The organism is Streptomyces sp. Ru62, assembly GCF_002920615.1.
Taxonomy (GTDB): domain Bacteria; phylum Actinomycetota; class Actinomycetes; order Streptomycetales; family Streptomycetaceae; genus Streptomyces.
Genome location: NZ_PQSU01000027.1, coordinates 1 through 25,045 on the forward strand (window position 1 = coordinate 1; position 25,045 = coordinate 25,045).

A 25,045-nucleotide genomic window follows, 5' to 3' on the forward strand; every position below is an offset into this window, starting at 1 on the left:
GTGTCGGTCGCGCCTCGCACTGCCCCACACGGCCCGCCGGGCCGAGATCCGGTGGGGCCGGACCCTCCCGGCCGGAAACCGGCGGATACGGCCCCTCCTCGGCGGCCGGCTGACCGGGCCCGGCATCCGGTGTCGGTCGCGCCTCGCACTACCCCACACGGCCCGCCGGGCCGAGATCCGGTGGGGCCGGACCCTCCCGGCCGGAAACCGGCGGATACGGCCCCTCCTCGGCGGCCGGCTGCCCCGGCCCCGCATCCAGCGTCGGCCGCACCCCGAACCGTCCCCGAGGGGGCGCACGGCCCCGCCGGGCCGGGGTCCGGTGGGGCCGTGTGAGGGGTGGGTGGGGTGGGTCAGCGGGGGCGGCCGGGGCGGAAGCGGCGGTACAGGATCGCGCCGGTGAGGAGGAGCGCGGCGCTGCCGGCGACGGCCGGGGCCGTCACGTCCGCTCCCGTGTGGGCCAGCGTGGAGGTCGCCGGGTGCGGAGCGGGGTGCGACCGGACGGGGGCCGGCGGCTTCGGGGCCCGGTGCGTCGGGGCCGGGGTCCGCGGGGGCCGGGTCGGCTCGTCGCCGGGGCCGTTGACCGACTGGTTGCCGTGGGCCGGGTTGCCGATGCCGACGACGTCGACGCTGTTCCCGCTGACGTTGACCGGCAGGTCGACGGGGAGCTGGACGCCGTTGCCCGAGAGCACTCCGGGCGAGTCCTCGGTGGCGCCGTGGGCGGACGCCCCGCCGGACGTGGCCGGTGCCCCGTCCTTCCCCGTGCCGCCGCTCTTCGCTCCGCCGGTGTTCGCGCAGGTGTTGCCCGCGGCCGGGTTGAGCAGCCCCACGACGTTCACCGTGTTGCCGCAGACGTTCACCGGCACATGCACCGGCAGCTGGATGCCGTTGCCGGAGATCAGCCCGGGCGAGTCGGCCGCCGAGCCGTGGGCGTCGGACCCGCCCGCCGCGAAGGCGGTGGACACCGGCAGCGCCACGGCCATCGCGCCGGACGCGGCGGCGACGGCGATCACACCGTTTCGGGTAGCCCGTCTCATAGGTTCCCTGCCTTCCAGACATCATCGCGAGCACTCACCCGCACCACCTAGAACGGAGTCGAACCAGTCGGAGTTATGGCTAATCGGTCTTTCACCCCATCGAGCGGCACGGTTATCGAACTGCATGTAAAGCCGCTGAAAGATCACCAACGGGGCACGGAGGGCGCGGCGGAGTACCCCGGCGGCAGCCGCCCCGCTCGCCCGGAGGCGGGCTGTCCGGTGCCCGCTTAACCTGATCCGAGGGCGCCGACCCCGGTCCGTGGCGGGCGCCCCGGGAGGCGAACGATGCTGGCCAAGCTGTCCACACGGTCCGCCGTCCGGCGTTGCGCGGGCGCCTCGGCCCTCGCCCTCGCGCTGCTAGGAGCCGGGCTGCCCGCGGCTGCCGCCGACCAGCCGCAGCCCGACCTGTCCCGTTTCTACCGGCAGAAGCTCACCTGGACGGCCTGCCGGGGGGCGGACATGCCGAAGGACCTCCAGTGCGCGAAGGTCACCGTCCCGCTCGACTACGCGCGACCACGCGCCGGCACGCTCGACGTGGCGCTGGCCCGCTACCGCGCCGACGGGACGCCCCAGGGCTCCCTGCTGCTGAACTTCGGTGGTCCGGGCGGTGCCGGCATCCCCGCCCTGGCCGCCGAGGGCAAGCAGTTCATGGACCTGACCAAGGGCTACGACCTGGTCACGTTCGACCCACGCGGGGTCGGCCGGTCCTCCCCCGTCAGCTGTGGCGAGGGCAGCGACGCGGCCTCGGCCGTGGCGGAGAAGGACACCGACATCGCCCGTCCCCAGACGCTGTTCAAGCGGTTGCGGCAGGCCGCCGACCAGTGCGCCCGGTCCTCCGGCCCGGTGCTGCCGCACATCGGCACCGTGAACGCCTCCCGCGACCTGGACGTCATCCGTCAGGCGCTCGGCGACGGCCGGCTCAACTACCTGGGCTTCTCCTACGGCAGCCGGCTCGGCGCGGTGTACGCGGCGCAGTTCCCCGGAAAGGTCGGCCGGGTCGTCCTGGACGGCGTGGACACGCTGACCGAGTCGCCGGCCGAGCAGGGAGTGGCGGGGGCCGAGGGGCAGCAGACGGCGCTGGACGACTTCCTGGACTGGTGTACGACGGATCTCGGCTGTCCGTTCGGGCAGGACCGGCGCAAGGCCGGAGCCGAGGTGATCCGGCTGGTGCGCTCGCTCGACGAGAACCCGGTGCCCACGGGCTCCGGTGGATCGTTCTCCGGCCAGGACCTGGTGGGGGCCATCGGACAGGCCCTGTACAGCAGGGAGCTGTGGCCCTCACTGGAGCGCGCGCTGGCCTCGCTGATCGACGACGGCGACACCCGGCGTGTCCTGGCGTTCACCACGGGCGGCATCGGCCTGCCCCACGAGCGGCACCGGTCGGACGGCGGACTGGTCGACGCCCAGGACATCCCGGCGGACAACCTGCCGGCCGCGCTGATGGCGATCAACTGCGCGGACGACCCCGACCGGCCCACCGCGGCACGGCTCACCGAGGACCTGAAGGACCTGCGGGCCGCCTACGACCGGGCCTCACCGGTCTTCGGCCGCTACCGGCTCACCCAGCTGCTGCTGTGCTACGGCCGCCCCAAGGGCACCGACTTCATCCGCGACCGGGTGAAGGACGTGCGCTCGGCGAAGATGCTGCTGGTCGGCACGCGCGGTGACCCGGCGACGCCGTACCGGTGGACCGTGGAGACGGCACACCGGCTCGGCCCGTCGGCGGTGGTGCTCGACAACAAGGGTGAGGGCCACACCGGGTACTCGTCCTCCGTGTGTGTGCACCGCAAGGTCAACGACTTCCTGCTGTACGGCTCGCTGCCCGCGAGCGGCAGCTCCTGCCCGGCCGACGCGACCCGCCCGAGTGTCACCCAGGACAGCACCGGCTGAGGGCCGCACGTCGTCGGCCGCCGGTCCACCCCGCGCCGGCCGGCACCGGACGTGACGCATCCGGGTGAATGCCGCGCACCGGGGCAACCTCCCGGCCGCGCCGGCCGTCCCACTCGACAAGGCGCGCCGAGGCCGCTGTATCCCGCCCCATCCGAACGTGACCGCGACAGGGAGCCCGTCATGCGCATGCGTGCCGTCATCGCCGTACCCGCCGCCTCGGCCGCCGTGGCGGCCCTGCTGCTGACCGCCCCGCAGAGTCAGGCCGCCGCCGGACAGGACCGGCCGGCCCGCTGCGCCGAGAAGGCGCTGACGATCCGGGCGAAGGCCGTGACCGGCCACCCGACCGTGCTGCGCACCAGCGTCACCAACCGCGGCACCCGCGCGTGTGTCGTCGACCGGGTGCCCACGGTGACCTTCGGGGACCTGGACGGGATCGCGCTGCCGGTGCCGGAGGGCGGCGCGGGCAGCTACCGGCTCGCGGCGGGCGGCACGGCCTGGGCCGACGTGCGGACCATCGCCGATCCGGCGGACCCGGAGGCCCGCCGGGTGGTGGGGGTCGGGGTGGCGGCGTCGGCCGCGCACTGGGGCCGCTCCTTCACCGCGGGACGGCTCGGCACCGGGCGCCGGGTGCTGGTATGGGAGCCGGTGACCACGTGGTGGCAGCGGTCGGCGGAGGCCGCGGACCGCGCCATCGGGCTCGGCTGACCGCTCAGTCGAGCACCAGCTCGGGCGAGTAAAGGTCCAGCCACCCCGCGAGGTCCAGGGTGCGTTCCAGGCCCCGCCGGGCCGCCTGGGTGCTGACCGGCGCCTCGCGTTCGGCGGCCTGCCGGACCCGGTCCCGGTCGACGAGGTCGAAGACGGGGTGGGAGGGCCGGGCGAGCAGGTCCTTGGTCTGCTCCTGGAGGGCGCGGGCGTACCGGGGGTCCTGCGTGGACGGGTACGGGCTCTTGACGCGCTCGTACACCGAGCGCGGCAGGACGTCCGCCGCCGCCTCCCGGAGCAGGCTCTTCTCCCGGCCGTCGAAGGACTTCAGGGCCCAGGGCGCGTTGTAGACGTACTCGACCAGCCGGTGGTCGCAGAACGGCACCCGGACCTCAAGTCCGACGGCCATGCTCATACGGTCCTTGCGGTCGAGCAGCATGCGCACGAAGCGGGTCAGGTGGAGGTGGCTGATCTGCCGCATCCGGTACTCGAAGTCGCTCTCGCCGTCCAGCCGGTCGACGCCGGCGACGGCGGTGCGGTAGCCGTCGGCGACATAGCTCTCCAGGTCCAGGGACTTGGCGAGGTCGGCGCGCACCACGCCGGCGTCCTCGCCGAAGTGGCGGCCCATGGTCGTCAGCCACGGGAAGGTGTCGGCGCGGCGCGCCTCCTCGTCGAAGAACTGGAGGTAGCCGCCGAAGACCTCGTCGGCGGACTCGCCGGACAGGGCCACCGTGGACTTCTCCCGGATGGCGCGGAAGAGCAGCAGCAGGGAGCTGTCCATGTCGCCGAGGCCGGACGGCACGTCGCGGGCCCGGATGACCTGGGCGCGGACGGCGGGGTCGGCGAGGGCGTCGGCGTCGAGCACGATGTCCTGGTGGTCGGTCCCGGCGAGCCGGGCCACGTCGTGCACGAAGGGCGTGTCGGGGGTGCCGCGCAGTTCGTCGGCGACGAAGTTGTCGGTCTGGCCGACGAAGTCGACGGCGAAACTGCGCACCTTCTCGCCGTGCGCGGCGAGTTGCCGGGCGGCCAGCGCGGTCATGGCGGAGGAGTCGAGCCCACCGGAGAGCAGGGTGCAGCGCGGCACGTCGGCGACCAGCTGGCGGCGCACGATGTCGTCGAGGAGCGAGCGCACGGTGGCGATGGTGGCGTCGCGGTCGTCGGTGTGCGGGCGGGTCTCCAGACGCCAGTACACGCGGGTGGACAGGCCGGAGCGGTCGACGGTGACGACCGTGCCGGGCTCCACCTCGCGCATGCCGTCCCAGAAGGCGTGGCCCGGCGTCTTGACCATGACGAACAGCTCGCGCAGGCCGTCCAGCGTGACGCGGGGCCGGACCAGCGGGTTGGCGAGGATCGCCTTGGGTTCGGAGCCGAAGAGGACGCCGTCGGCGGTGGGCTGGTAGTAGAACGGCTTGATGCCCATGCGGTCGCGGATCATGACCAGCTTGCCGACGCGGCCGTCCCACACGGCGAACGCGTACATGCCGTTGAGCCGTTCGGCGACGGCGTCGCCCCACTCCAGGTAGCCGTGCAGCACGACCTCGGTGTCGGAGTCGGTGGTGAACCGGTGGCCGCGGTCCGTGAGTTCCCGGCGCAGCTCGGTGAAGTTGTAGACCTCCCCGGAGTAGACGAGGGCGACGGTGCCCTCGGGGGTCGGCAGGGACATCGGCTGACGGCCGCCGGGGAGGTCGATGATGGCGAGCCGGCGGTGTCCCAGCGCGGCGGGACCCTCGGTCCAGGTGCCGCGGTCGTCCGGGCCCCGGCAGGCCATCGTCTCGGTCATCGCATGCAATGTGGTGGCCTCGGCCGTCAGGTCACGGTCGAAGGAGACCCATCCGGTGATGCCGCACATGCGCTACCTCCTGCCTCCGGCTGCCCGTCGGCCCGCGTTCACCTGCGCTTTCGCGGTCGCGGAGGACCGGCCGGCAAACCAGTTGTATCGAGCACCTATATGACGAGCGTCCGTCAGGCGGTCGGCCGAGTCAACGCGGCTGTAACACGGCGCGGGCGCCCGCCCCACGGTTTCGGCCGTGTTTTGCCTCAGCAAAATCCGCAGACCGGCCCGTCACCGAGCAGAGGACGACATGAACCGGCCACAGGCAAAAACTTCCCCAAGCAACCCGAGCGGTACGCCTCGCCACGGCTTCGCGGTCAGAAACGGGTCCGGCACCCCGGTCGGTTCGGCCGGCTCCTCCACCGGCAGTTCGCAGGCCGGCGTCCAGGACGCGGACGACCGCGTCGGGGTACGCCTTGGCGTGCCCTCGCGCGGGTGGCCCGGCGCGAAGGCCGCCGAGGGAGCTGACCGGCACCATCCGCTCCGGCCCCGGTCACTGGCGAGTCCGCAACCGGCCGCGGGGCCCGCGTCACCGCCGGGCGCCGGGAACGGCGGCGGTGGTCAGCACAGGTATCGATGACCGGATTACCCCGAATGCCGTAATGGTGAATCCGCCCTATCGTCGTGTCATGGAGCACGCACTGAGTCCCGTGACCCTTGCCGAACTGCGGCGCCCGCGCCCCTATCCGGCAGTCTCCGTACTGACCCCGACGCACCGCCGGGAACGCGGGAGCGGCCAGGATCCGGTCCGGCTGCGCAACGCGCTGACCGAGGCGCGCAGGCGTCTGGAGTCCGACCCCGCCGTCACCCGTGAGCGGCGCGCCGACGTCGTGGCGCAGCTCGACCGCGCCCTCGCGGAGGTCGACCTGACGCATGCCGAGGACGGTCTGGTGATCTTCGCCGCCCCGGGTGAGCACCAGGTGTGGTCCCTGGCCCGGACCGTCCCCGAGCGGGTGGTGCTGTCCGACACCTTCCTCACCCGCAACCTGGTCGCCGCACACACCGCCGAGCGCCCCTACTGGGTGCTGTCCGTCGCCGCGGACCGCGTCACCCTGTGGAGCGGCGGCGCGGACCGGGTCGTGGAGGAACGCTGGGGCGGCTTCCCGCTGGAGCGCAGACGCGAGAACTTCGACGCGGAGCGCCAGATGCGGATCGGCGATCTGCCGAGCACCTTCCGCGACGAGGGCACCCGCCAGTTCCTGCGCGAGGCGGACACCGCCATGGCCACGGTCCTGCGCGAACAGCCCCGTCCGCTCTACGTCATGGGCGAGCAGGCGGCGCTGTCACTGCTGGACGAGGTCGGCAGCGTCGCCAAGTCCGCCGTCCACGTCCCGCGCGGCGGTCTCGGGCACGCCGGCCCGGAAGCGGTCTGGCAGGCGCTGCGCCCGGTGCTGGCGGAGGAGTCCCGCAAGGACACCGAGGCCGTGGTCGACGAGCTGACCTCGGCGCGCGGGCACCGCACGTACGCGGCCGGGCTGGACGAGCTGTGGCAGAGCGCCCGGGAGGGCCGGGTCCGGCTGCTGGCCGTGGAGGAGGACTTCCGGGCCACCGTCCGCGATCTCGGCGAGCATCTGGTGCCGGCCGAACCCGGCGACCTGGACGCCCGCGACGACATCGTGGACGAGATCGTCGAGCAGTGCCTGGAGACGGGCGCCGAGGTGCGCTTCGTGCCCGACGGCGCGCTCGGCGACGCCCACGGCATCGCGGGAGTGCTGCGGTACTGACCCTGAGGGCCCGCCCTTGCGTCGGCGTACGCTACGGCGTGATCGTCGGCGTAAGGGAGCGCACACATGGGTGACCTGCTGGGTGTGGCGGTGCTGGGTGCCGGACACATGGGGGCCGATCACATACGACGGCTTGACCAGGTGGTCAGCGGAGCCAGCGTCGCGGCGGTGGCCGACCCCGATGCCGAGCGGGCCGCGTCAGCGGTGGCCGGACTCGACAGGGTCAGCGTGCACACCGACCCGGTGGCCGCTCTCGACGCGCCCGGTGTGGCGGCCGTCCTGATCGCCTCCCCCGGCCCCGCGCACGAGGAGGCGCTGCTCGCCGCCTTCGCCCGCCGGCTGCCGGTGCTGTGCGAGAAGCCCATGGTGCCGGACTCCGCCGGCGCCCTGCGGATCGTGGAGGCCGAGGCGGCGCTGGGCCGCCGGCTGGCCCAGATCGGCTTCATGCGCCGCTACGACGCCGAGTACCGGCGGCTGAAGGCCCTGCTGGACGGCGGCAGCCTGGGCCGGCCGCTGATGCTGCACTGCACGCACCGCAACGTCTCCTCCCCGGCCGGCTTCACCAGCGCCATGCTGATCAACAGTTCCGTCTCGCACGAGATCGACGCGGCCCGCTGGCTGCTCGGGCAGGAGCTGACGGCGGTCACCGTGCTGCGGCCCACGCCGTCCTCGGCCGCGCCCGAGGGCCTGCTCGACCCGCAGTTCGTGCTGTTCGAGACCGAGCGGGGCGCCCTGGTGGACGTGGAGGTCTTCGTGAACAGCCGCTTCGGCTACCAGGTGCGCTGCGAGGCCGTGTGCGAGGCGGGCAGCGCCCGGATCGGCGACGAGCACACCATGGTGGTCACCACCCGGGGCGGCGCCCGGGAAGAGGTGGCGCAGGACTACCTCGTCCGCTTCGCCGACGCCTACGACCGTGAGCTGCAGGCGTGGGTCGACGCGACCCGGCGCGGGGAGGTCACCGGGCCGGACGTGTGGGACGGCTACGCGGCGTCCGCCGTCGCCGAGGCGGGGGTCCGTGCACTGGAGACGGGAGGCCGGGTGGCCGTCGACCTGGCCCCGCGTCCGGACCTGTACGCCCCCGCGAGCCGCTGACCGGCGGAGTGGGCGGCCGGCGCCGTCCGGCCGGTCGACGACCGAACGGCCGCCGCTCCGGGTGTCCCCGCCTCACACCCCGCCGAACAGCGCGCTCAGCCCCCGCTCCACCACGTCGGCCACGTCCTCCTGCCCGCCCGCCACCACCTCGTACGTCCGCACCAGGAAGCGCCGCAGCGACGACGCCGGGAACAGCAGCAGGGCCATGCCGTGCGGCGAGTGGAACTCCATGACCGTCCGGGTACGGCCGTACGGCCATATCTGCACGTCCCCGTGGCCAGCCGGGGCCCGCAGCCCCTGGTCGAGCAGGGCGCGCGCGAAGGTCCAGGTGACCTCCTCGCCGTGCAGCGCGGCCTCGGCCGGGAAGTCCACGAACACGGCGAGGGGGTCGTCGGCGGTGTAGCGAAGAGTGGCGGACACCGGGACCTCCTGGTCCTGGGCGGTGACGAGCCGGGCCTCGGCGAGCTGTTCGACGGTGATGTCCATGCTCTTAAGGAGTCCGCGCGGCCCTGTCGCATGCCGTCAATTCCGGTCAGACTTCGGCAGGTACCGGCCGCTCCGCACCGTCATGGAACACACGGGCGTCGAACACACGCTTGAACACCGGGGCCGGACCGCACCAACTGGCTCAACTCGCGTATCGGTGCTACGACTTGGCCACCCCGGCGCGTACGTCGTTCGTACCCGTGGATCCCTCCGGGAAGACTCTGGCATATGCCGGAAGCACCACCGTATCGTGTGTTGCCAAATCCCTTACAGGGCGTCGCGGGCTGTGCGACAGTCGTAGCGGTCCCCCGTCGTCCCCGCCGTACCGTCCCGCATCGGAGTGCGTCATGCCGTCCCCAGTCTCCGCGGACCACCCAGCCGCCCAGCCGCCCGGGCGCGGCTCGGTCGAGTCGTTGATAACGCAGGCGCGGCGGCTCAAGGGTGACGTGGACGCCGTACGGCGGGACACCCGGAGCGACGGTGCGGACCCCGAGGAACGCTGGCAGCGCGCCCTGTACGACCTCGCCCTGCACCAACTCGACTATCTGGACGCCCACTTGGCCCAGCTGCGGGACGGCCCGCAGCCCGCCCCGGCCGAGCCCGCGGCGCCTCTCGCGGCACCGCCCGCGCCGGCCGCCGCCCCGAGCGGCTCGCTGCTCAGCCGCGTGGGCAGCGCCGAGTGGGATCTGCTGACCGACGAGGCGAGCTGGTCCGGCGAGCTGTACCAGATCCTCGGCGTCGACCCGGCCCGTCCGGCCCTCACCCTGGACGAGCTGCCCAGCCTGGTCCTGGACGAGGACCGGCCGAAACTCACCGCGATGGTCACGGACTGCCTGGTCGACGCCAAGCCGATCGACGGCGAGTTCCGTGTCGTACGGCCCGACGCCTCCGTGCGGACCGTGCACATGATGGGCGAGCCGGTGCTCGGCGCCGACGGCGGCACGACCTCCATGTGGGCCGTGCTGCGCGACGTCAGCGAACTGCGCCGCAGCCAGCGGACGGTGCGCGAGACCCGTGACTCGCTGCACCGTCACCGCCGGCGGGAGCAGACCGAGCACCGGATCGCGGCAGAGCTGCAGGAAGCCGTGCTGCCGCCATGGCGCGGCTCCCTGCGGCTCCCGCGCCAGGGGCCGGGCGCACTGGACCTGGCGGCCCACCGTCTCCCGGCCGCGACCCCCACGCTGCTCGGCGGCGACTGGTACGACGCCCTGGAACTGACCGACGGTCAGACGCTGCTCAGCGTCGGCGACCTCACCGGACAGGGCGTCGCCGTCGCCTCCGGTATGGCCACGCTGCTCGGTGCCGTACGCGGGATGGCGATGGCCGGCACGGAGCCCGGTCAACTGCTCACCCTGCTCAACCAGTTACTCGACACCACCGTGCAGCCCGCCCTCGGCAGCGCCGTCTGCTGCCGCTACCGGCCCGAGACCCGCACCCTGGTCTGGGCGCAGGCAGGACACCCCGCCCCGCTGCTGTACCGCGACGGGACGGGGCGCGTGCTGAACGCACCGGACGGCGTCCTGCTCGGCGCCTCCTCGGGCGCCGTCTACGGACAGTCCGTCGTCACCCTGCGACCGGGCGACCTGCTCCTCCTGCACACCGACGGGCTGCTGTCGGGCCACAGCAGGACGGCGGCTGTGGACCGGCTCGTCGGCCTCGCCCCACGGTTCGGCGCGGCGCGCACCGCGCAGGACTGTGTGCGAACGGTCGTCGAGGAGTTCGGTGGGGCCGGGCGCGAGGACGACGCGTGCGTGCTCGTCGTCAAGGTCACGACCTGACGCTCACCACATGACCGACCCTCCGGGCCGGACGGCGCACAGGACCCCTACGCCTGTGCGCTGTTGCCGTCCCCCTTGGCCCTCGGCTTGGGCAGGGCGAGCCTGATCTCCTCCCGCAACTCGTGGATCCTCGGATAGCCGGCGTACTCCGCGGTCAGCCGGTACATCTGCCGCAGCCGGTCCCAGGTGCGCCGGGAGGAGTTCGAGCCCATGGACATCAGGGCCAGCCGGGCGTAGCGGTCGGCCTGTTCGGGGTCGTCGGCGATGAAGCAGGCCGACGCCATGGACAGATGGTCGAAGATCTTCGACCGCTCCCGCCCGTCGACGCGGAGGGCGAGGGCCTTCTCCGCGTAGTACTGGGCGTGCGCGGCGGCACCCGGGTCGAACTCCGCCAGCGTGCGGTACGCGAGCGCCTGCATGCCGTACAGATCCTCGTCCTTGAAGGTCTGCATCCAGTCCGGCGGTTCCACGTCCTGCCGGTCGGAGACGAAGAGGTCCTCCGCCTGCCCGAGCGTGCGGCGCATCGCCTGGCCCTTGCCCATCGACGCCTGCGCCCAGGCCTCGATGGTGTGGAACATCGCCTTCGTCCGTGGCTGCAAGCGGTCCCCGGCGCCGGACTGGGCGAGCTTCATCAGGTCCAGGGCGTCGTCCGGCCGGCCGAGGTGCACCATCTGCCGGGCCGCCCGGGACAGCGCCTCACCCGCGCGCGGCCGGTCACCGCCCTCTCTGGCGGCGTGGGCGGCGATGACGAAGTACTTCTGCGCCGTGGGCTCCAGGCCGACGTCGTGCGACATCCAGCCCGCGAGGACGGCGAGGTTGGCCGCGACGCCCCACAGGCGCCGCTGGAGATGGGGTGGGTGGTGGTAGGCGAGCATGCCGCCCACCTCGTTGAGCTGGCCCACGACCGCCTTGCGCTGCAGCCCGCCGCCACGGGCCGCGTCCCAGGCGCGGAACACCTCGACCGAGCGCTCCAGCTCCTCGATCTCCTGGGACCCGATGGGGGCGGCCTCGTAGCGGTCGAACCCGGCGGGGTCGGCGTGCAGGAGGTCGTCGAGGACAGGGGCGTCGGCCTTCAGGGCCGGGTCGGTGTGCAGCCAGTCGCGCATGGCGCTGCTGAGTGTGGATCCCGCGGCGAGCGCGGCACCCGCGCCCACCAAGCCGCGTCGGTTGAGCATGAGGTCCATTCCCGTGAATTCGGTGAGGACCGCGGCGGTCCGTTCGGGCGCCCACGGCACACCGTCGGGATGTTCCTGTATCCCGTCGCTCTGCCGTTTCCCCGTACGCCCGTGCCGTACCAGACCTAGGTCCTCGATGGTCACGACACGGCCGAGACGCTCGGTGAACAGGGCCGCCAGCACCCGCGGCACCGGATCGCGCGGGATCTCTCCCATGTCGATCCACCGCCGCACCCGGGAGGTGTCGGTCGACAGTTGGGGGTGGCCCATGGCCGCCGCCTGCCGGTTGACCAGCCTCGCGAGTTCGCCCTTCGACCAGCCGGCCAGGCCGAACAGGTCCGCAAGGCGGGTGTTGGGTTGTCCGCTCACGTCAAGCCCCCAGGTTCTCGGCTGAGTTGACAGTAGCCCGGTGCAAGTTGCCGGGCGACTATTCGCCACGGTTCGCCAGGGTCCGCCAGATGGTGTGCCACCAGCCATCGGGTGTCAGGTAGGAACGCGCCACCCCGACCCGGTCGCCACCCGCATATGACGGCCGTATACGGCCGAGCACTGCGGGCGATGACGGGCACATTCCCCAGGGTGTACCCGGACGGCCGGGCCGGGTGGGCGCACGCTCCCGGAACCACGCTCACGGGGCACGCAACGTGAGCATGAGTTCGGGACGCGGACGTACAGGCAGGCACCGCAGGCACACGAAGGGATCTGTTTCTCCCATGTACGCAGCATCGTCCTCCGTGTCCGCCCCGCCCCGGCCGCTGCGCCCCCGCCCGGCGGGCGGCGGGCCCTACCTCGACCCGGCGCCGCGTCCGGGCGGTCCCGTGCCGGTCGCGGGCCGGGCCCGGCGGGTCCCGGGCCAGCCCGGCACCCAACCGCTCAGCGGGAGGCTGGACCTGTCCGGCCCCCAGGGCGCGCAGCTGCGCACCGCGCTCGCCTCGGTGCACCGGATCTGCCCGGAGTTCGCCCCGGTGCAGGTCCTGCGGCGCAGCGGACGGTCCGTCCTCCTCGTCGGGACGACAGGGCGCAGCACGGCCGTCGCGAAGTGTCTCCTGGACCACTCGCCGGCCTGGGCGGAGCGGAGCCGCCAGGAAATAGCCGCATACCGCTCGTTCGTCCGGCACCGGCCGCCGGTCCGGGTGCCGCGGCTGATCGCGGCGGACCCGGACAACTGCACGCTGGTGATCGAGCGCATGCCGGGCCGGACGGCGTCGTTCCAGCGGCATCCGGCGGAGGCGCCGCCGCGCGCGGACATCCGGGCCGCGCTCGGCGCGATCTGCCGGCTGAACGCCTGGCGGCCCCCGGCGGGCACCTTCGACATGCCGCTGGACTACGCGGCCCGGATCTCGCGCTACCACGAGCTGGGCCTGCTCACCGACCGGGACTTGGGTGACCTGCAGAAGCTGCTGCACGGCATCGCCCATGAGGTGGGCCGGCACGGCATGCTCCAGTTCTGTCACGGCGACGCCCTGCTGTCGAACATCCTGTTGTCACCGGCCGGTCCAGTGCTGGTGGACTGGGAGCACGCGGGCTGGTATCTGCCGGGGTACGACCTGGCGACGCTGTGGCTGGTCCTCGGGGACGCGCCGGTGGCCCGGCGGCAGATCAGCCAGATCGCCCAGTCGGCGGGCCCGGCCTCCCGGGACGCCTTCCTGGTGAACCTGATGCTCCTGCTGACCCGGGAGATCCGTAGGTACGAGACGGCCGTGCAGCGTTCGATGCACGAGGCGGCCCCGGCGGCACCGGTCGCGGCCCACCCCGGTGCCATGCCGACCGGCGAGGAACAGCGGCTGCTGCTCAGGCGGTTGCACGACGACTGCCAGATGGCCCGCAAGGCCGTCCGCGCGGCGGTGGGCACTCGCTGAGGGGGTGACGGCTCCGCGGTGCGCCCTGAGCGGCGGCGCACCGCGGACCTTCTCCGCACGCCCGGACTTCGAGATCCACTGGTGTATGCCAGTGACGCCCCGCAGGCCCGCGCGCCGCCGCCGCGAAACTCGCCGGAAACCCTCCGTGACATGGGAAATCGGCCTTCGAAAGGCATCATTGACGGATCGTCGGCAAGCCGGTACCACTGACCCAGCTCGGCCCCGCACGCCCCGCCACGCCCCGCCCGTCACAGGAGGCCGCATTGCGAGGATCCGCCACCGACCCCACGTCCACCCCCGGCCACAGACGGCTGCGGCGGACCGCCTTCCCGCTCGCCTCCGCGGCCCTGCTGCTGCCCCTGCTCGGCGCCGCCCCGGCCCCCACCGCCGCGGATTCCCCCACGGACCGGTTGCAGCACGCGTTCGCCACCGCGGCGGCCGACTACCACGTGCCGCAGAGCGTTCTGCTGGCCGTCTCCTACCTCCAGTCCCGCTGGGACGCGCACGGCGGCGCGCCGAGCGTGACCGGTGGCTACGGCCCGATGCACCTCACCGACGCCCGGACCGCGCTCGCCACCGCGGAGCACTTCGCCGAGGGAACGGAGGACGCCCGGGGCGACAGCGCTCGTGCCGCACGGCACCCCGTCGTCGCCGAGGTGCCGGCCGAGTCGGCGGTCCCGGCCCGTCTGAGGACGCTGCCGAGGGCGGCGGAACTGACCGGCATCCGCGCCGAGGAGCTGCGCACCGACCCGGCGGCGAACGTGGCGGGCGGTGCCGCCCTGCTCGCCGCCACGCAGAAGGAGCTGGGCGAGCCGCTGAGCGCCGACCCGGCCGACTGGTACGGCGCGGTGGCCCGGTTCTCCGGCGCCGACGACACGGCGACCGCCGCCGCGTACGCCGACGACGTGTACGACGTGCTGCGCACCGGCGAGGAGCGTGTCACGGACGACGGCCAGCGCGTGTCCCTGGCCGCCCAGCCGCGGCTGACCGCCGACACCGGCCGGCTGGGCCGGACGGGCCTGCGCACGCTGCCCACGGACGGCACCGAGTGCCCCACATCGGTGTCCTGTGTGTCGGTCCCGGCGCCGTACGAGGAGTTCGGGGACAACGACTACGGCAACCACGACCTCGGCGACCGCCCGGCGTCGCAGAGCGTCAAGTACATCGTCATCCATGACACGGAGGGCGCCTGGGACGGGGTCATGAACCTCATCAAGGACCCCACCTATGTGTCCTGGAACTACACGATCCGCTCCACCGACGGGTTGATCGCCCAGCACGTCAAGGGCAAGGACGTGGCCTGGCACGCCGGCAACTGGTACGTCAACGCCAAGTCGATCGGCATCGAGCACGAGGGCTTCCTCACCTCGCCGGACGCCTGGTACACGGAGGCGATGTACCGGTCCTCGGCGCGGCTGGTGCGGTACCTGGCCCGGACGTACGACGTCCCGCTGGACCGGCAGCACATCCTGGGCCACGACAACGTGCCCGGTCCGACCGCGTCCACCGTCCCGGGGATGCACACGGACCCCGGCCCGTACTGGGACTGGCGGCACTACTTCCGGCTGCTCGGCCACCCGTTCCGGCCCACGGCCGGCCGGCACGCCGAGGCGGTGACGATCCTGCCGGACTACACCTCGAACCGGCCCGTGTACACCGGCTGCACCACCAAGGGCGAGCCGTGCGCGGCGCACGGATCCAGCGAGGTGCGGCTGTACACCGACCATGACGAGAACGCCCCGCTGGTCAAGGACATCGGCCTGAAGACCGACCCGACCGACGGGGTGAACGATCTGTCCTCACGGGTGTCCACCGGTCAGCAGTACGCGGTGGCCGATCGCTGGGGCGACTGGACGGCCATCTGGTACCTGGGGCAGAAGGCCTGGTTCCGGAACCCGGTCAAGGACCCGACGGCCGTACCGGCGAAGGGCGTCCTGGTGCGGCCGAGGGACGGACTGGCGAGCATCCCGGTGTACGGCCGCGCCTACCCGGAGAAGGAGGCCTACCCGGCGGGCGTCCCCGCCCAGTCGGTAGTGCCGCTGCCCTACACGATCCCGGCCGGGCAGAAGTACGTGGCCGGTGACGAGGTGCCGGGCGAGTACTACTACGCGGTCACCTTCACCCCCGACTCGCACCGGGTCGTGGTGGGCCAGGACCTGTACTACGAGATCCAGTACGGCCACCGGGTCGGGTTCGTCCGGGCGGCGGACGTGACGGTCGAAGGGGCGGCGCGCTAGCCCGGTCTCTCAGCCCTGCTGGAAAAGCTCCGCCGGGAGCGGCTTCAGCAGGGCGTACAGGTCGTCGGTGATCGGGCGGTCCCAGGCGGCGATGGTGACGAGGACGCCGTCGCTGCGGTCGAACTGGACGCAGGAGATACGGCTCTCGGAGAGCTTGAGCCGCCGCACGATGAGGAGGTTGTCGCCCTGGAGCACCGGGGTGTCCTCGACACCGACGACGGTGACCTCCTCGTCGTTCTCCAGCGCCAGCAGCAGCTGCCCCACCTCGAAGGGGATCTCCCCCTCGGCGACGTCACGGGCCGGGGAGCCCTCGGGGAGGTTGCCGATGATCATGGCGGGGCCGCGTCCGCCGAACAGGTCGTAACGCAGGAAGACGCCCTGGCAGGTGCCGTCGGGGGCGGGCAGCAGACCCGCGCCGAGGTTGCCCGGCCAGTCGCCCGGGTCCATGGCCAGCACGTCGAAGTCGGGTCCGGCAGGGGTCGCGCTGCGGCGGCGGAGGAACGACATGCGGCCATGGTACGTGCCTGGGCTCCGGTGGGTGACCTGTGGGCGCCCGGGAGATCGGCTAGCGCACCCGGGAGATCGGCTGGCGCAGGGGGCAGCTGGTGAGCAGGGTGGCCGGGTCCGCGCCGGCCGGGCGGGCGACGGTGCGGTCGGCGGGCGGGCGGCCGGCTCCGTCGAGCCAGCGTTCCAGGGCGGTGAAGGCGGAACGGTGGCAGGGCACCATCGGGCGGAGCCGGTCGGGGAAGAGGTCGGCCAGCGAGTCGGTGTGGGTGCCGTCCTCGATACGGTAGTAGCGCAGCAGCGAGCCGCGGCCGGCCTGGTGGACCATGCGGGCGTAGACGTCGGAGTCCTGGCTGATCGGCAGCAGGACGTCGAGGGTGCCCTGGAGGGTGATCAAGGGCTTGCCGATGCGTCCGGTCAGGGCGATGCGGTCGACCGCCCGGTGGACGGCGGCGGGCCGGTCCGGGTAAGCGTAGTCGGCGTCGCAGGCGGGGGTGCCGGAGGCGCAGTACGGGGTGCCCGCCTCGGTGTCACCGTCGTAGCCCGGGTCGAGTTCCTCACGGTAGATCCGCTGGGTGAGGTCCCAGTAGACCTGGTGGTGGTACGGCCACAGGAACTCGGAGCCGGCCGGGAAGCCGGCCCGGTGCAGCGCCGCCCCGGCCTCGGCCGCCCCGGGGCCGCCCGCGGCGTAGGCGGGGTAGTGGCGCAGCGCGGCCGGCAGGAAGGTGAGCAGGTTGGGGCCGTCGGTGCGCCAGAGGGTGCCCTCCCAGTCGACTCCGCCGTCGTACAGCTCGGGGTGGTTCTCCAGCTGCCAGCGCACCAGGTAGCCGCCGTTGGACATGCCGGTGGCGAGGGTGCGGGCCGGGGGCCGCTGGTAGCGCTGGGTGACGACAGCGCGGGCGGCGCGGGTGAGCTGGGTGAGGCGGGTGTTCCATTCGGCGATGGCGTCACCGGGACGGCGGCCGTCGCGGTAGAAGGCCGTGCCGGTATTGCCCTTGTCGGTGGCGGCGTAGGCGTAGCCGCGGGCGAGCACCCAGTCGGCGATGGCCCGGTCGTTCGCGTACTGCTCGCGGTTGCCCGGGGTGCCGGCGACCACCAGGCCGCCGTTCCAGTGGTCGGGCAGCCGCACGACGAACTGGGAGTCGTGGTGCCAGCCGTGGTTGGTGTTGGTGGTCGAGGTGTCCGGGAAGTAGCCGTCGATCTGGATGCCGGGGACGCCGCTGGGCGTGGGCAGGTCCTTGGGGGTGAGTCCCGCGTAGTCGGCCGGGTCGGTGTGGCCGGTGGCCACGGTCCCGGCGGTGGTCAGCTCGTCCAGGCAGTCGGTCTGCTGGCGGGCGGCGCCGGGGACGTGCAGCCGGGCCTGTCCCGCGCAGTGGGCGTCCGCCGGATCCGGGCCGACGGGTGCCGCGGTGGCGGGGGTGACCAGGAGCGAGCAGGCGGCGGCGAGCGAGAGGGCGCCCAGGGCGGTGCGCCGGGCGGCCCGGGTGAGCCGTCCGGCGCGGCCGAGTGGTGGCGTGGGGTGGGGAAGCATGGGGTTCCTCCGGCGGGTTGGGGACGCGCTGGAGGCTAGGGCTGGTGTGGGGGTTCCGGACATGTGTGGGGCCGCCATGATGACGGCGCGTTCGGCGGCGCCGGGCACCATGGCGGCCCTTCCGGTCCCTGACCGGCTGTCAGGGGCAGCCGGTGTCGGCGAGGGTGAAGTAGCCCGGGGGTGACTCCTTCAGGGTGTGGGTGACGAACGTGTTGTAGAGGCCCATGTTCTGTTGCGATCCCTTGGCGTAGGTGTAGCCGCCGCTGGTGGTGGCCCGTCCCGCCTGTACATGGGCGTAGTTGCTCGCCGTCCAGCAGGCGGCGGTGCCGCCGCCCGGGTCCGGGTCCCCGCCGCCCGGGTCGCTGGTGTCCAGGCCGAAGAACCGGGCGATCCAGCGGCTGGAGCAGATCGAGTCGAGGAAGTACGGGGATGCGGTGCTTCCGCACTGTTCGTTGCCGGTGCCGGGGTCCACCGGGGTGCCGTGCCCGATGCCCGGGACCCGGTCGACCTCGACGGCGACCGTGCCGTCGGCCGCCAGGTACTGGTCCTGCCGGGTGGCGTCCGGCCCGATCGTCGTCGTGCGCGTGGGCGTCTGGGACAGGCCGTGCAGGGCCGTCCACTGGTCGCGCAGCTCGGTGGCGTTGCGCGGTACGACAGTGGTGTCCTGGTCGCCGTACCAGATGGCGGTGCGCGGCCACGGCCCGCCGTACGACGGGTAGGCGTCCCGCACCCGCTGCGCCCACGCGGCCGGACTCAGGTCGACGCCGGGGTTCATGCAGGTGTAGGGGCTGTTGTCCCTGGTGCAGTCGTAGGGCAGGCCGGCGACGACCGCGCCCGCCGAGAAGACGTCGGGGTAGGTGGCGAGCATGACCGCGGTCATCGCGCCGCCGGCGGAGAGGCCGGTGACATAGACGCGCTGCGGGTCGGCGCCGTAGGCGGTGACGGCCTGGCTCACCATCTGCCGGACGGACAGGGCCTCGCCCTGGCCGCGCTGGTTGTCGCCGGCCTGGAACCAGTTGAAGCACTTGCTCGCGTTGTTGGCGGTGCCGGTCTCGGCGAGTACGAGCAGGAAGCCGTCGCGGTCGGCGAGTTGCGGCAGCCCGGAGTTGTCGGCGTAGACCTGGGCGCTCTGCGTGCAGCCGTGCAGGGCCACGACCACCGGCGGGTGGGCCGGCAGGGTGGCGGGCCGGTACACGTACATGGTGAGGGCGCCCGGGTTGGAGCCGAAGCCGCTCACCCGGGTGAGCGTGACGGCGGCCTGGGTCCGGGCCTGGGCCTGGGGCGCGGGGCCGGCGAGCGCGGTGCCGAGGACGACGGCGAGGACGGCGAGAAGGCGGGGCAGGAGGCGGGGCAGCGGGCGGGCCCGTGGTGGCGCTCCGGGTGCCCTGCTGAACGGGGGCAGTGGCATGGCGGCTCCTTCGGTGGACACACGGTCCCGGCCGCTCCCCCACGGGGCGGCGCCTGGCGCGCCGAGCGCGGCGGAACCAGCCGGGAGTGCCGGAACCATAGGTTCGGGTGTGTCCGGGCACCATGGCGCGGCGCACCACAGCGGTGGGGTCGTCCGTCGGCACCGGACGGATTGCGGAGCGCGGTGGGGTCTGCTACGCCGATGTGACCCTGCATCACTTCGCGTGCGTCACGTCACTCCGCATGCGGCACTCCACCCGTGCCACTCGGCCCGCGCCACTCCGCCTGCATCGCTGAGCCGACCGCACTCCGCCGGCCTCGTTCCCCGACCGCACTCCGCCGACCGCACCCCCCTGTCGATGCTCCTCGGCCTCACTCCTGTGGTGGGGCAGGCGGCACCACCGCGATCGGGCTCGCCGCGTGCAGCAGTACGGCCTGGGTGACGGAACCCAGCATGCGGGCCGGGGCGAGCAGCCGCCGCCGGTGCCGGCCGACGACCACCAGGTCGGCGTCCTTCGAGGCGGCGACGAGGTGACCGGCCGCGTCGCCCGGCCGGGCCTCGGCGTCGGCGCGTACCTCGGGGTGCCGTTCGCGGTGGGGGGCGAGGAAGCCCTCGGCGAGGGTGCGGGTCTCGTTCGCCACGGCGTCCTGGTCGATCAGGGGCGGCACCAGTTGGCCGGGCGCCGACCAGGTCTGCACCGGCCACGGGTAGGCGGCGATCACCTGGAGCCGGGCATCGCGCAGGGCGGCCTCGGCGAACGCGAGGGCGAGGACGGACTCGTCGGGGCTGTCGACGTGCAGGCCGACGACGACCCGCGGCCCGGGCTCGGCCGGGCCCTCCCCGTGCACCTCCCGGCCCGGCCTGGGTACGACGACCACCGGGCACTCGGCGTCCCGGGCGGCGGCGAGGCCGTTGGAGCCGAGGAGCAGGTGGCGAAGCCGCCGCGGCCCCGCGAGCCGAGCACCAACAGCTGGGCGTCGCTGCCCAGTTCGGGCAGGACGGCCCCCGGTACGCCCTCCACCGCGAGGTACTCCACGGCCGGTGGCCCGGTGTGGTCCGCGAGCCGGCCGCGCACCTCGTCGAGCACCGGATCACCCTCCGCCTCGGGCGGCCCGGCGACCAGCACGTCGGCCTGGCCCCAGGCGGCGTACTGCCGTACGTGCACCACGCGCAGCGGTGCCGCGCGACGGCGGGCGGCGTCCAGGGCCCAGTCCAGGGCGCGCAGGCTGTCCTCGGAACCGTCGACCGCGGCGATGACCGGCGCAGCGTCCATCCTTGCCCCACCTCCGGAACACGACCTTCCCCTTGCTGGGGCCAGCCTGGCTCAGGTCCGGCCCCGACAGGGCCCTGCCGGTCGCGTGTCCGGAAATCCGGCCGGAACACCCCCGGTTCAGGTGAGGTCGAACTCGCCCTCCCGGGCGCCGGAGACGAAGGCGCCCCATTCCGCGGGGGTGAAGATCAGGGAGGGGCTCTCCGGCCGGCCGCTGTTGCGCATCGCGATGAAGCCCTCGACAAAGGCGATCTGGACATCGCCCAGACCGCGGCTGCTGGACTGCCACTCGGCCTTGCTCAGGTCCAGCTCCGGCTTGTCCCAGCCCGCCAGCGGCTGCTGCTGGATGGTGCTCTCGGCCACGTCCCTGCTCCTCCCGGTTCGTCGTCCGCGGGTCAGCCTAGCGACCGGTCGCTACGGCGGACAGGGCACGCGGGGAGAACCCTCCGGCAGGTCGGCCGGCCGCTCCGGCGGGACCGTCAGGAGTCGGGGGGCCCGGCGCCCACGAGCCACAGCGAGAAGAACGGGGAGCCGCCGCCGTACGGGTGCCCGAGCACCCTGCGGGCGCCGTCCACCGGGTGTTCCTGACCTCGTCGCCTCCGGCCGGGAACCCGTCACCGGTCGAGGAAGGCGTGCGTCCGGCCGACGAACCGCTCCGGGTCGTCCAGCCAGGGGTAGTGCCCGGCGCCGGGCTGGACGGCGCACTCGGCGTGCGGGAAGGCCTCGGCGGTGCGGCGGGCCACGGCGGGGCTCGGCCAGCCGTCGAGCGCGCCCGCGTACACGAGGACCGGCGCGGTCAGGGCGGCGAGGGCCTTCCGGGTCGCGTCCGGGGTGAAGGCGCCCTCGGAGAAGTAGTGCTCGCCGGCCTCCTCGTTGGTCTGGTGCAGTTCCGCGTCGGTGTGGGCGCGGGCGGTGTCGTCCCAGCGGCCGTAGAAGAACGGCAGGAACACGTCGTTGAAGTCCGCCTCGCCCACGAGCCAGGCGCGGAAGGCGGGGAAGGCCCGCCCGAACCACGGCTCGCCCGCACGCAGCCGGGCCGCGGCCAGCCGGTCCTCGGGCACGGCGCGCAGGCCCAGGGCGGACGGGTTGGGAGTGATCAGCAGCAGCCGCCGTATCCGATGCGGATGGCGGGCCGCGTAGAGCATCGCCAGGGCGGCGCCCGCGGAGTGGGCGAGCAGATCCATGTGCTCCAGGCCCATGTGTTCCCGCCATACCTCCAGGTCCTGGACCATCCGGTCGCAGCGGTACGTCGCCGGGTCCGCGGGCACCTCCGAGTCACCGGTCCCCCGCAGGTCGAGCAGGGCCAGGCGGCGGTGCGCGGTCAGCCCGCCCAGCTCCCCGAGGTACTCGGAGGCCCGCATGGGCCCCCCGGGCACCACGGCGAGCGGCTCCCCCTCCCCCCGCAGGTGGTAGGCGAGCCGTGTTCCGTCGGACGCGGTGAAGATCGGCATGTCGTCGATCATGGTGCGGTCCGCCGCTGAGCCGCAACGCGTTTGGGGCTCCCCGCGGAAATTCTCCGCCGCCCTCTTGCCTCAGGGTTCGTGACCTGCATTTACTGACCCGGAACACATCGACCGAATGATCGGTCGGTGGAACGAGGCTGCTGGTGAGGGAGACGTCGCGATGGCGGATGTGACGGACCTGCTCGACGCGGGCGAACGGCTCGGAGCCGAGGAGCTGCGGGCACTGCAGCTGGAGCGGCTGCGTACGTCGCTGCGGCACGCGTACGAGAACGTGCCGTTCTACCGTGAGTCCTTCGACAAGGCCGGCGTCCGCCCGGAGGACTGCCGCACCCTCGCCGACCTCGCGCACTTCCCCTTCACGACCAAGGCGGACCTCCGGGAGAACTACCCGTACGGCTTGTTCGCCGTGCCCCGGGAGAAGATCCGCCGGCTGCACGCCTCCAGCGGCACCACGGGACGCCCCACGGTCGTCGGCTACACGGACAACGACCTTTCCATGTGGGCCGACATGGTGGCGCGGTCGATCAGGGCGGCCGGCGGCCGGCCGGGCGATGTCGTCCATGTGGCGTACGGCTATGGGCTGTTCACCGGGGGGCTCGGTGCGCACTACGGCGCCGAGCGCCTGGGCTGTACGGTCGTCCCCGCGTCCGGCGGCATGACGGCCCGGCAGGTGCAGCTGATCCAGGATCTGGAGCCGTCCGTCATCATGGTGACCCCGTCCTACATGCTCACCCTGCTGGACGAGTTCGAACGGCAGGGCGTGGACCCGCGCACCACCTCGCTGCGGGTGGGCGTCTTCGGTGCCGAACCCTGGACCGAGCAGATGCGGCGGGAGATCGAGGAGCGGTTCGCGATCGACGCCGTCGACATCTACGGGCTGTCCGAGGTGATCGGCCCCGGTGTCGCCCAGGAGTGCGCGGAGACCAAGGACGGCCTCCATGTGTGGGAGGACCACTTCTACCCGGAAGTCGTGGATCCGATCACGGGTGAGGTACTGCCGGAGGGCGAGCGGGGCGAGCTGGTGTTCACCTCGCTGACCAAGGAGGCCATGCCGATCGTCCGGTACCGGACGCGGGACCTGACGCGGCTGCTGCCCGGCACGGCCCGGGTGTTCCGGCGGATGGAGAAGATCACCGGGCGCAGCGACGACATGGTGATCCTGCGCGGGGTCAATCTGTTCCCGACCCAGATCGAGGAGATCGTGCTGCGCACGCCCGGTGTGGCGCCGCACTTCCAGTTGCGCCTCACCCGTGAGGGCCGCATGGACGCGCTGACCGTGCGGGCAGAGGCCCGCCCCGACGCACCGCCGGAGGTGCGGGAGGCGGCGGCCCGCGCCATCGTCGCGGCGGTCAAGGACGGCATCGGGGTGTCGGTCGGCGTGGAGATCGTGGAACCCGAGTCGCTGGAGCGCTCGGTGGGCAAGATCCGCCGGATCGTGGACCTGCGGCCGCGCGACGCCGGGTAGGGGTCGGGCACACCGGGACGGCTCCGACCGCACGGGGCGGCTCCGACGGCCGGGGGCGACACCGGTCGCCGGGGACAGCCGCCCCGCGCGGTCGCATCGACGTACCTCGAAACGTCGAGCGCCGCTTATACTCCGGAGCCATGACGGACACCGCCCCCACCCCGGACCCGGACCTGGTCAACGCGCTGCGGGCGCTGTCCAACCCGATGCGCCTCCAGATGCTGCGATGGCTGCGCGAGCCCGAGCGGCACTTCCCGATGGAGGCGGCCATCGCCGACCCCGCCGAGGTGGGTGTGTGCGTGAGCCACATCCAGGCCAAGGCAGGGCTGGCCCAGTCCACCGTGTCGGCCTACATGGCGGAACTCCAGCGCGCCGGTCTGGTCCGGGCGACCCGGGTCGGCAAGTGGACCCACTACAAGCGGGACGAGCAGCGCATCGCCGACCTCGTCACCCGGCTGGGACAGACCCTCTAGACCCTTTCGTCTGGATCATCCCGGCGTCGCGGGGCCCACCCCCCCTTCCCGCTGGCCCGCCTCCCGCCTTCGGCGCTCCCCCTTGCGTGTCATATCGAGAATCTGCGATATTCCGAATCGACGAAGCATTGTCTGCGAGGGAGCACACCCATGGACCTGGGCACGTTCGGGATCTACACCTTCGACTTCGAGCACCAGCCGGCCGCGCGGATCCGGGACTCCGTCCAGCAGTTGGAGGACCTGGGCTGGCGGGCGCTGTGGATTCCCGAGGCGCTCGGCCGGGACGCGTTCACACACGCCGGCCTGCTGCTCTCCGCCACCCGGCGGCTGACCGTCGTCAACGGCATCGCCCGGATCTGGTCGCGCGAGGCCCGCTGGACGCACGGCGCCGCCCTGCTGCTGGCGGACGCCTACCCGGGCCGGCACGTGCTCGGCCTGGGCTTCGGCGGCGACCCCCGGCCGGGGGTGAAGCCGCTGGCCGCCATGTCCGCGTACCTGGACGAGCTGGACACCCTGGAGACGCCGAACCCCCGCCCGGAGACCCCGGTCCGGCGGCTGCTGGCCGCCTACGGGCCGAAGATGCTCCGGCTGGCCCGCGACCGCGCGGCCGGAGCCCACACCTACCATGTGAACACGGCCCACACCGCTCAGGCCCGGGAGATCCTCGGCCCGGACGCGTTCCTCGCCGTCGAGCACGCCGTGCTGTTCGAGACCGACCCGGTCCGGGCCCGCGGTCTCGCGCGCGAGCATCTGCGCGGCTATCTCCGGACGCCGTACAACCTCGCCAAGTTCCGCCGGCTGGGCTACACCGACGACGACCTGTCCGGCGGCGGCAGTGACCGCTTCGTGGACGACCTGGTGTTCTGGGGCGACCCGGACACCGTCGTACGCAAGCTGCGCGGGCACGTCGACGCGGGCGCCGACCATGTGGCGGTACAGGTGATCGGCGTGCGGCCGGGCGAGTCGGCGCTGCCGCACTGGCGGTCGCTGGCCGACGCCCTGCTCCCGGCGAAGGAATCGGCCGGCCGATGAGCGACCGGCCCGGTCGCGGTGCCGCGGGCCGAGCGTCGTACCACCGGTCCCGGGCACCGTACGCCCGGCCTGACACCGTACGCCCGGCCTG

The 25,045-nt window shown here is 73.2% G+C and carries 19 protein-coding genes and 1 pseudogene; 10 read left to right on the forward strand and 10 right to left on the reverse strand.

From position 1 onward, the window contains the following. Positions 1–350: 350 nt before the first annotated feature. Complete coding sequence (locus C3492_RS31295; protein WP_181140650.1) at positions 351–1,034, reverse strand: chaplin; 684 nt, start codon at positions 1,032–1,034, stop codon at positions 351–353. A gap of 285 nt (positions 1,035–1,319) precedes the next feature. On the opposite strand from C3492_RS31295, the gene C3492_RS31300 reads away from it, so the two are divergent. After that, positions 1,320–2,924 carry an alpha/beta hydrolase gene (locus tag C3492_RS31300; protein WP_103816015.1) on the forward strand — a complete coding sequence of 535 codons (1,605 nt, stop codon included), beginning with the start codon at positions 1,320–1,322 and terminating at the stop codon, positions 2,922–2,924. A 180-nt stretch (positions 2,925–3,104) separates the two neighbouring features. Beyond that, positions 3,105–3,629 (forward strand): DUF4232 domain-containing protein, encoded by a 525-nt coding sequence (locus tag C3492_RS31305; protein WP_103816016.1) that lies wholly within the window; start codon positions 3,105–3,107, stop codon positions 3,627–3,629. 4 nt (positions 3,630–3,633) lie between these two features. Here C3492_RS31305 and asnB read toward each other — a convergent pair whose 3' ends face one another. Then, a complete protein-coding gene (asnB, locus tag C3492_RS31310; protein WP_103816017.1) occupies positions 3,634–5,475 on the reverse strand; it encodes an asparagine synthase (glutamine-hydrolyzing) in 1,842 nt (613 codons plus the stop codon). Between the two features lie 611 nt (positions 5,476–6,086). Between asnB and C3492_RS31315 the strand changes: the two genes are divergently transcribed. Continuing rightward, complete coding sequence (locus C3492_RS31315) at positions 6,087–7,181, forward strand: chemotaxis protein (protein ID WP_103816018.1); 1,095 nt, start codon at positions 6,087–6,089, stop codon at positions 7,179–7,181. A 66-nt stretch (positions 7,182–7,247) separates the two neighbouring features. Continuing rightward, entirely contained in the window at positions 7,248–8,273 is a 1,026-nt protein-coding gene (locus tag C3492_RS31320; protein ID WP_103816019.1) for a Gfo/Idh/MocA family protein, read from the forward strand. A gap of 72 nt (positions 8,274–8,345) precedes the next feature. Here C3492_RS31320 and C3492_RS31325 read toward each other — a convergent pair whose 3' ends face one another. Further along, positions 8,346–8,759, reverse strand: coding sequence for an SsgA family sporulation/cell division regulator (locus C3492_RS31325; RefSeq protein WP_103816020.1), 414 nt, complete (start codon positions 8,757–8,759; stop codon positions 8,346–8,348). 347 nt (positions 8,760–9,106) lie between these two features. Between C3492_RS31325 and C3492_RS31330 the strand changes: the two genes are divergently transcribed. Further along, the gene (locus C3492_RS31330) at positions 9,107–10,537 is read left to right on the forward strand and encodes a PP2C family protein-serine/threonine phosphatase (protein ID WP_103816021.1); all 1,431 of its coding nucleotides are present in this window, start codon (positions 9,107–9,109) and stop codon (positions 10,535–10,537) included. A 47-nt stretch (positions 10,538–10,584) separates the two neighbouring features. On the opposite strand, the gene C3492_RS31335 is transcribed toward C3492_RS31330, so the two are convergent. Then, positions 10,585–12,081, reverse strand: coding sequence for a hypothetical protein (locus C3492_RS31335; protein ID WP_103816022.1), 1,497 nt, complete (start codon positions 12,079–12,081; stop codon positions 10,585–10,587). A 344-nt stretch (positions 12,082–12,425) separates the two neighbouring features. Between C3492_RS31335 and C3492_RS31340 the strand changes: the two genes are divergently transcribed. Together C3492_RS31340 and C3492_RS31345 are read left to right on the forward strand one after the other, a co-directional pair. Next, the gene (locus C3492_RS31340) at positions 12,426–13,571 is read left to right on the forward strand and encodes an aminoglycoside phosphotransferase family protein (protein ID WP_103816023.1); all 1,146 of its coding nucleotides are present in this window, start codon (positions 12,426–12,428) and stop codon (positions 13,569–13,571) included. A gap of 263 nt (positions 13,572–13,834) precedes the next feature. After that, positions 13,835–15,808: an N-acetylmuramoyl-L-alanine amidase gene (locus C3492_RS31345; protein ID WP_181140651.1), complete on the forward strand. Its 1,974-nt coding sequence runs from the start codon at positions 13,835–13,837 to the stop codon at positions 15,806–15,808. 9 nt (positions 15,809–15,817) lie between these two features. Here the strand turns inward: C3492_RS31345 and C3492_RS31350 are convergent, their stop codons facing one another. The 6 genes and pseudogenes from C3492_RS31350 to C3492_RS31375 form a co-directional block, all read right to left on the reverse strand. Next, on the reverse strand, positions 15,818–16,315 hold the full coding sequence (locus tag C3492_RS31350; RefSeq protein WP_014670824.1) for a hypothetical protein: 498 nt from the start codon (positions 16,313–16,315) through the stop codon (positions 15,818–15,820). A gap of 58 nt (positions 16,316–16,373) precedes the next feature. Beyond that, a complete protein-coding gene (locus C3492_RS31355) occupies positions 16,374–17,843 on the reverse strand; it encodes a 3-hydroxybutyrate oligomer hydrolase family protein (RefSeq protein ID WP_103816024.1) in 1,470 nt (489 codons plus the stop codon). Positions 17,844–17,982: 139 nt separating this feature from the next. Beyond that, complete coding sequence (locus tag C3492_RS31360) at positions 17,983–19,251, reverse strand: PHB depolymerase family esterase (RefSeq protein WP_103816025.1); 1,269 nt, start codon at positions 19,249–19,251, stop codon at positions 17,983–17,985. 371 nt (positions 19,252–19,622) lie between these two features. Then, a pseudogene (locus C3492_RS31365) lies at positions 19,623–20,524 on the reverse strand (universal stress protein). Positions 20,525–20,641: 117 nt separating this feature from the next. Then, positions 20,642–20,884 carry a DUF397 domain-containing protein gene (locus C3492_RS31370; RefSeq protein WP_103816026.1) on the reverse strand — a complete coding sequence of 81 codons (243 nt, stop codon included), beginning with the start codon at positions 20,882–20,884 and terminating at the stop codon, positions 20,642–20,644. A gap of 251 nt (positions 20,885–21,135) precedes the next feature. After that, a complete protein-coding gene (locus tag C3492_RS31375; protein WP_181140652.1) occupies positions 21,136–21,972 on the reverse strand; it encodes an alpha/beta fold hydrolase in 837 nt (278 codons plus the stop codon). Positions 21,973–22,144: 172 nt separating this feature from the next. Between C3492_RS31375 and paaK the strand changes: the two genes are divergently transcribed. The 3 genes from paaK (at position 22,145) to C3492_RS31390 (ending at position 24,954) form a co-directional block, all read left to right on the forward strand. Continuing rightward, positions 22,145–23,449, forward strand: coding sequence for a phenylacetate--CoA ligase PaaK (paaK, locus tag C3492_RS31380; RefSeq protein ID WP_103816028.1), 1,305 nt, complete (start codon positions 22,145–22,147; stop codon positions 23,447–23,449). A gap of 140 nt (positions 23,450–23,589) precedes the next feature. Next, entirely contained in the window at positions 23,590–23,922 is a 333-nt protein-coding gene (locus C3492_RS31385) for a helix-turn-helix transcriptional regulator (RefSeq protein WP_103816029.1), read from the forward strand. Between the two features lie 150 nt (positions 23,923–24,072). After that, positions 24,073–24,954, forward strand: a complete 882-nt coding sequence (locus C3492_RS31390) for a TIGR03620 family F420-dependent LLM class oxidoreductase (protein WP_103816030.1) — start codon at positions 24,073–24,075, stop codon at positions 24,952–24,954. Positions 24,955–25,045: the final 91 nt, after the last annotated feature.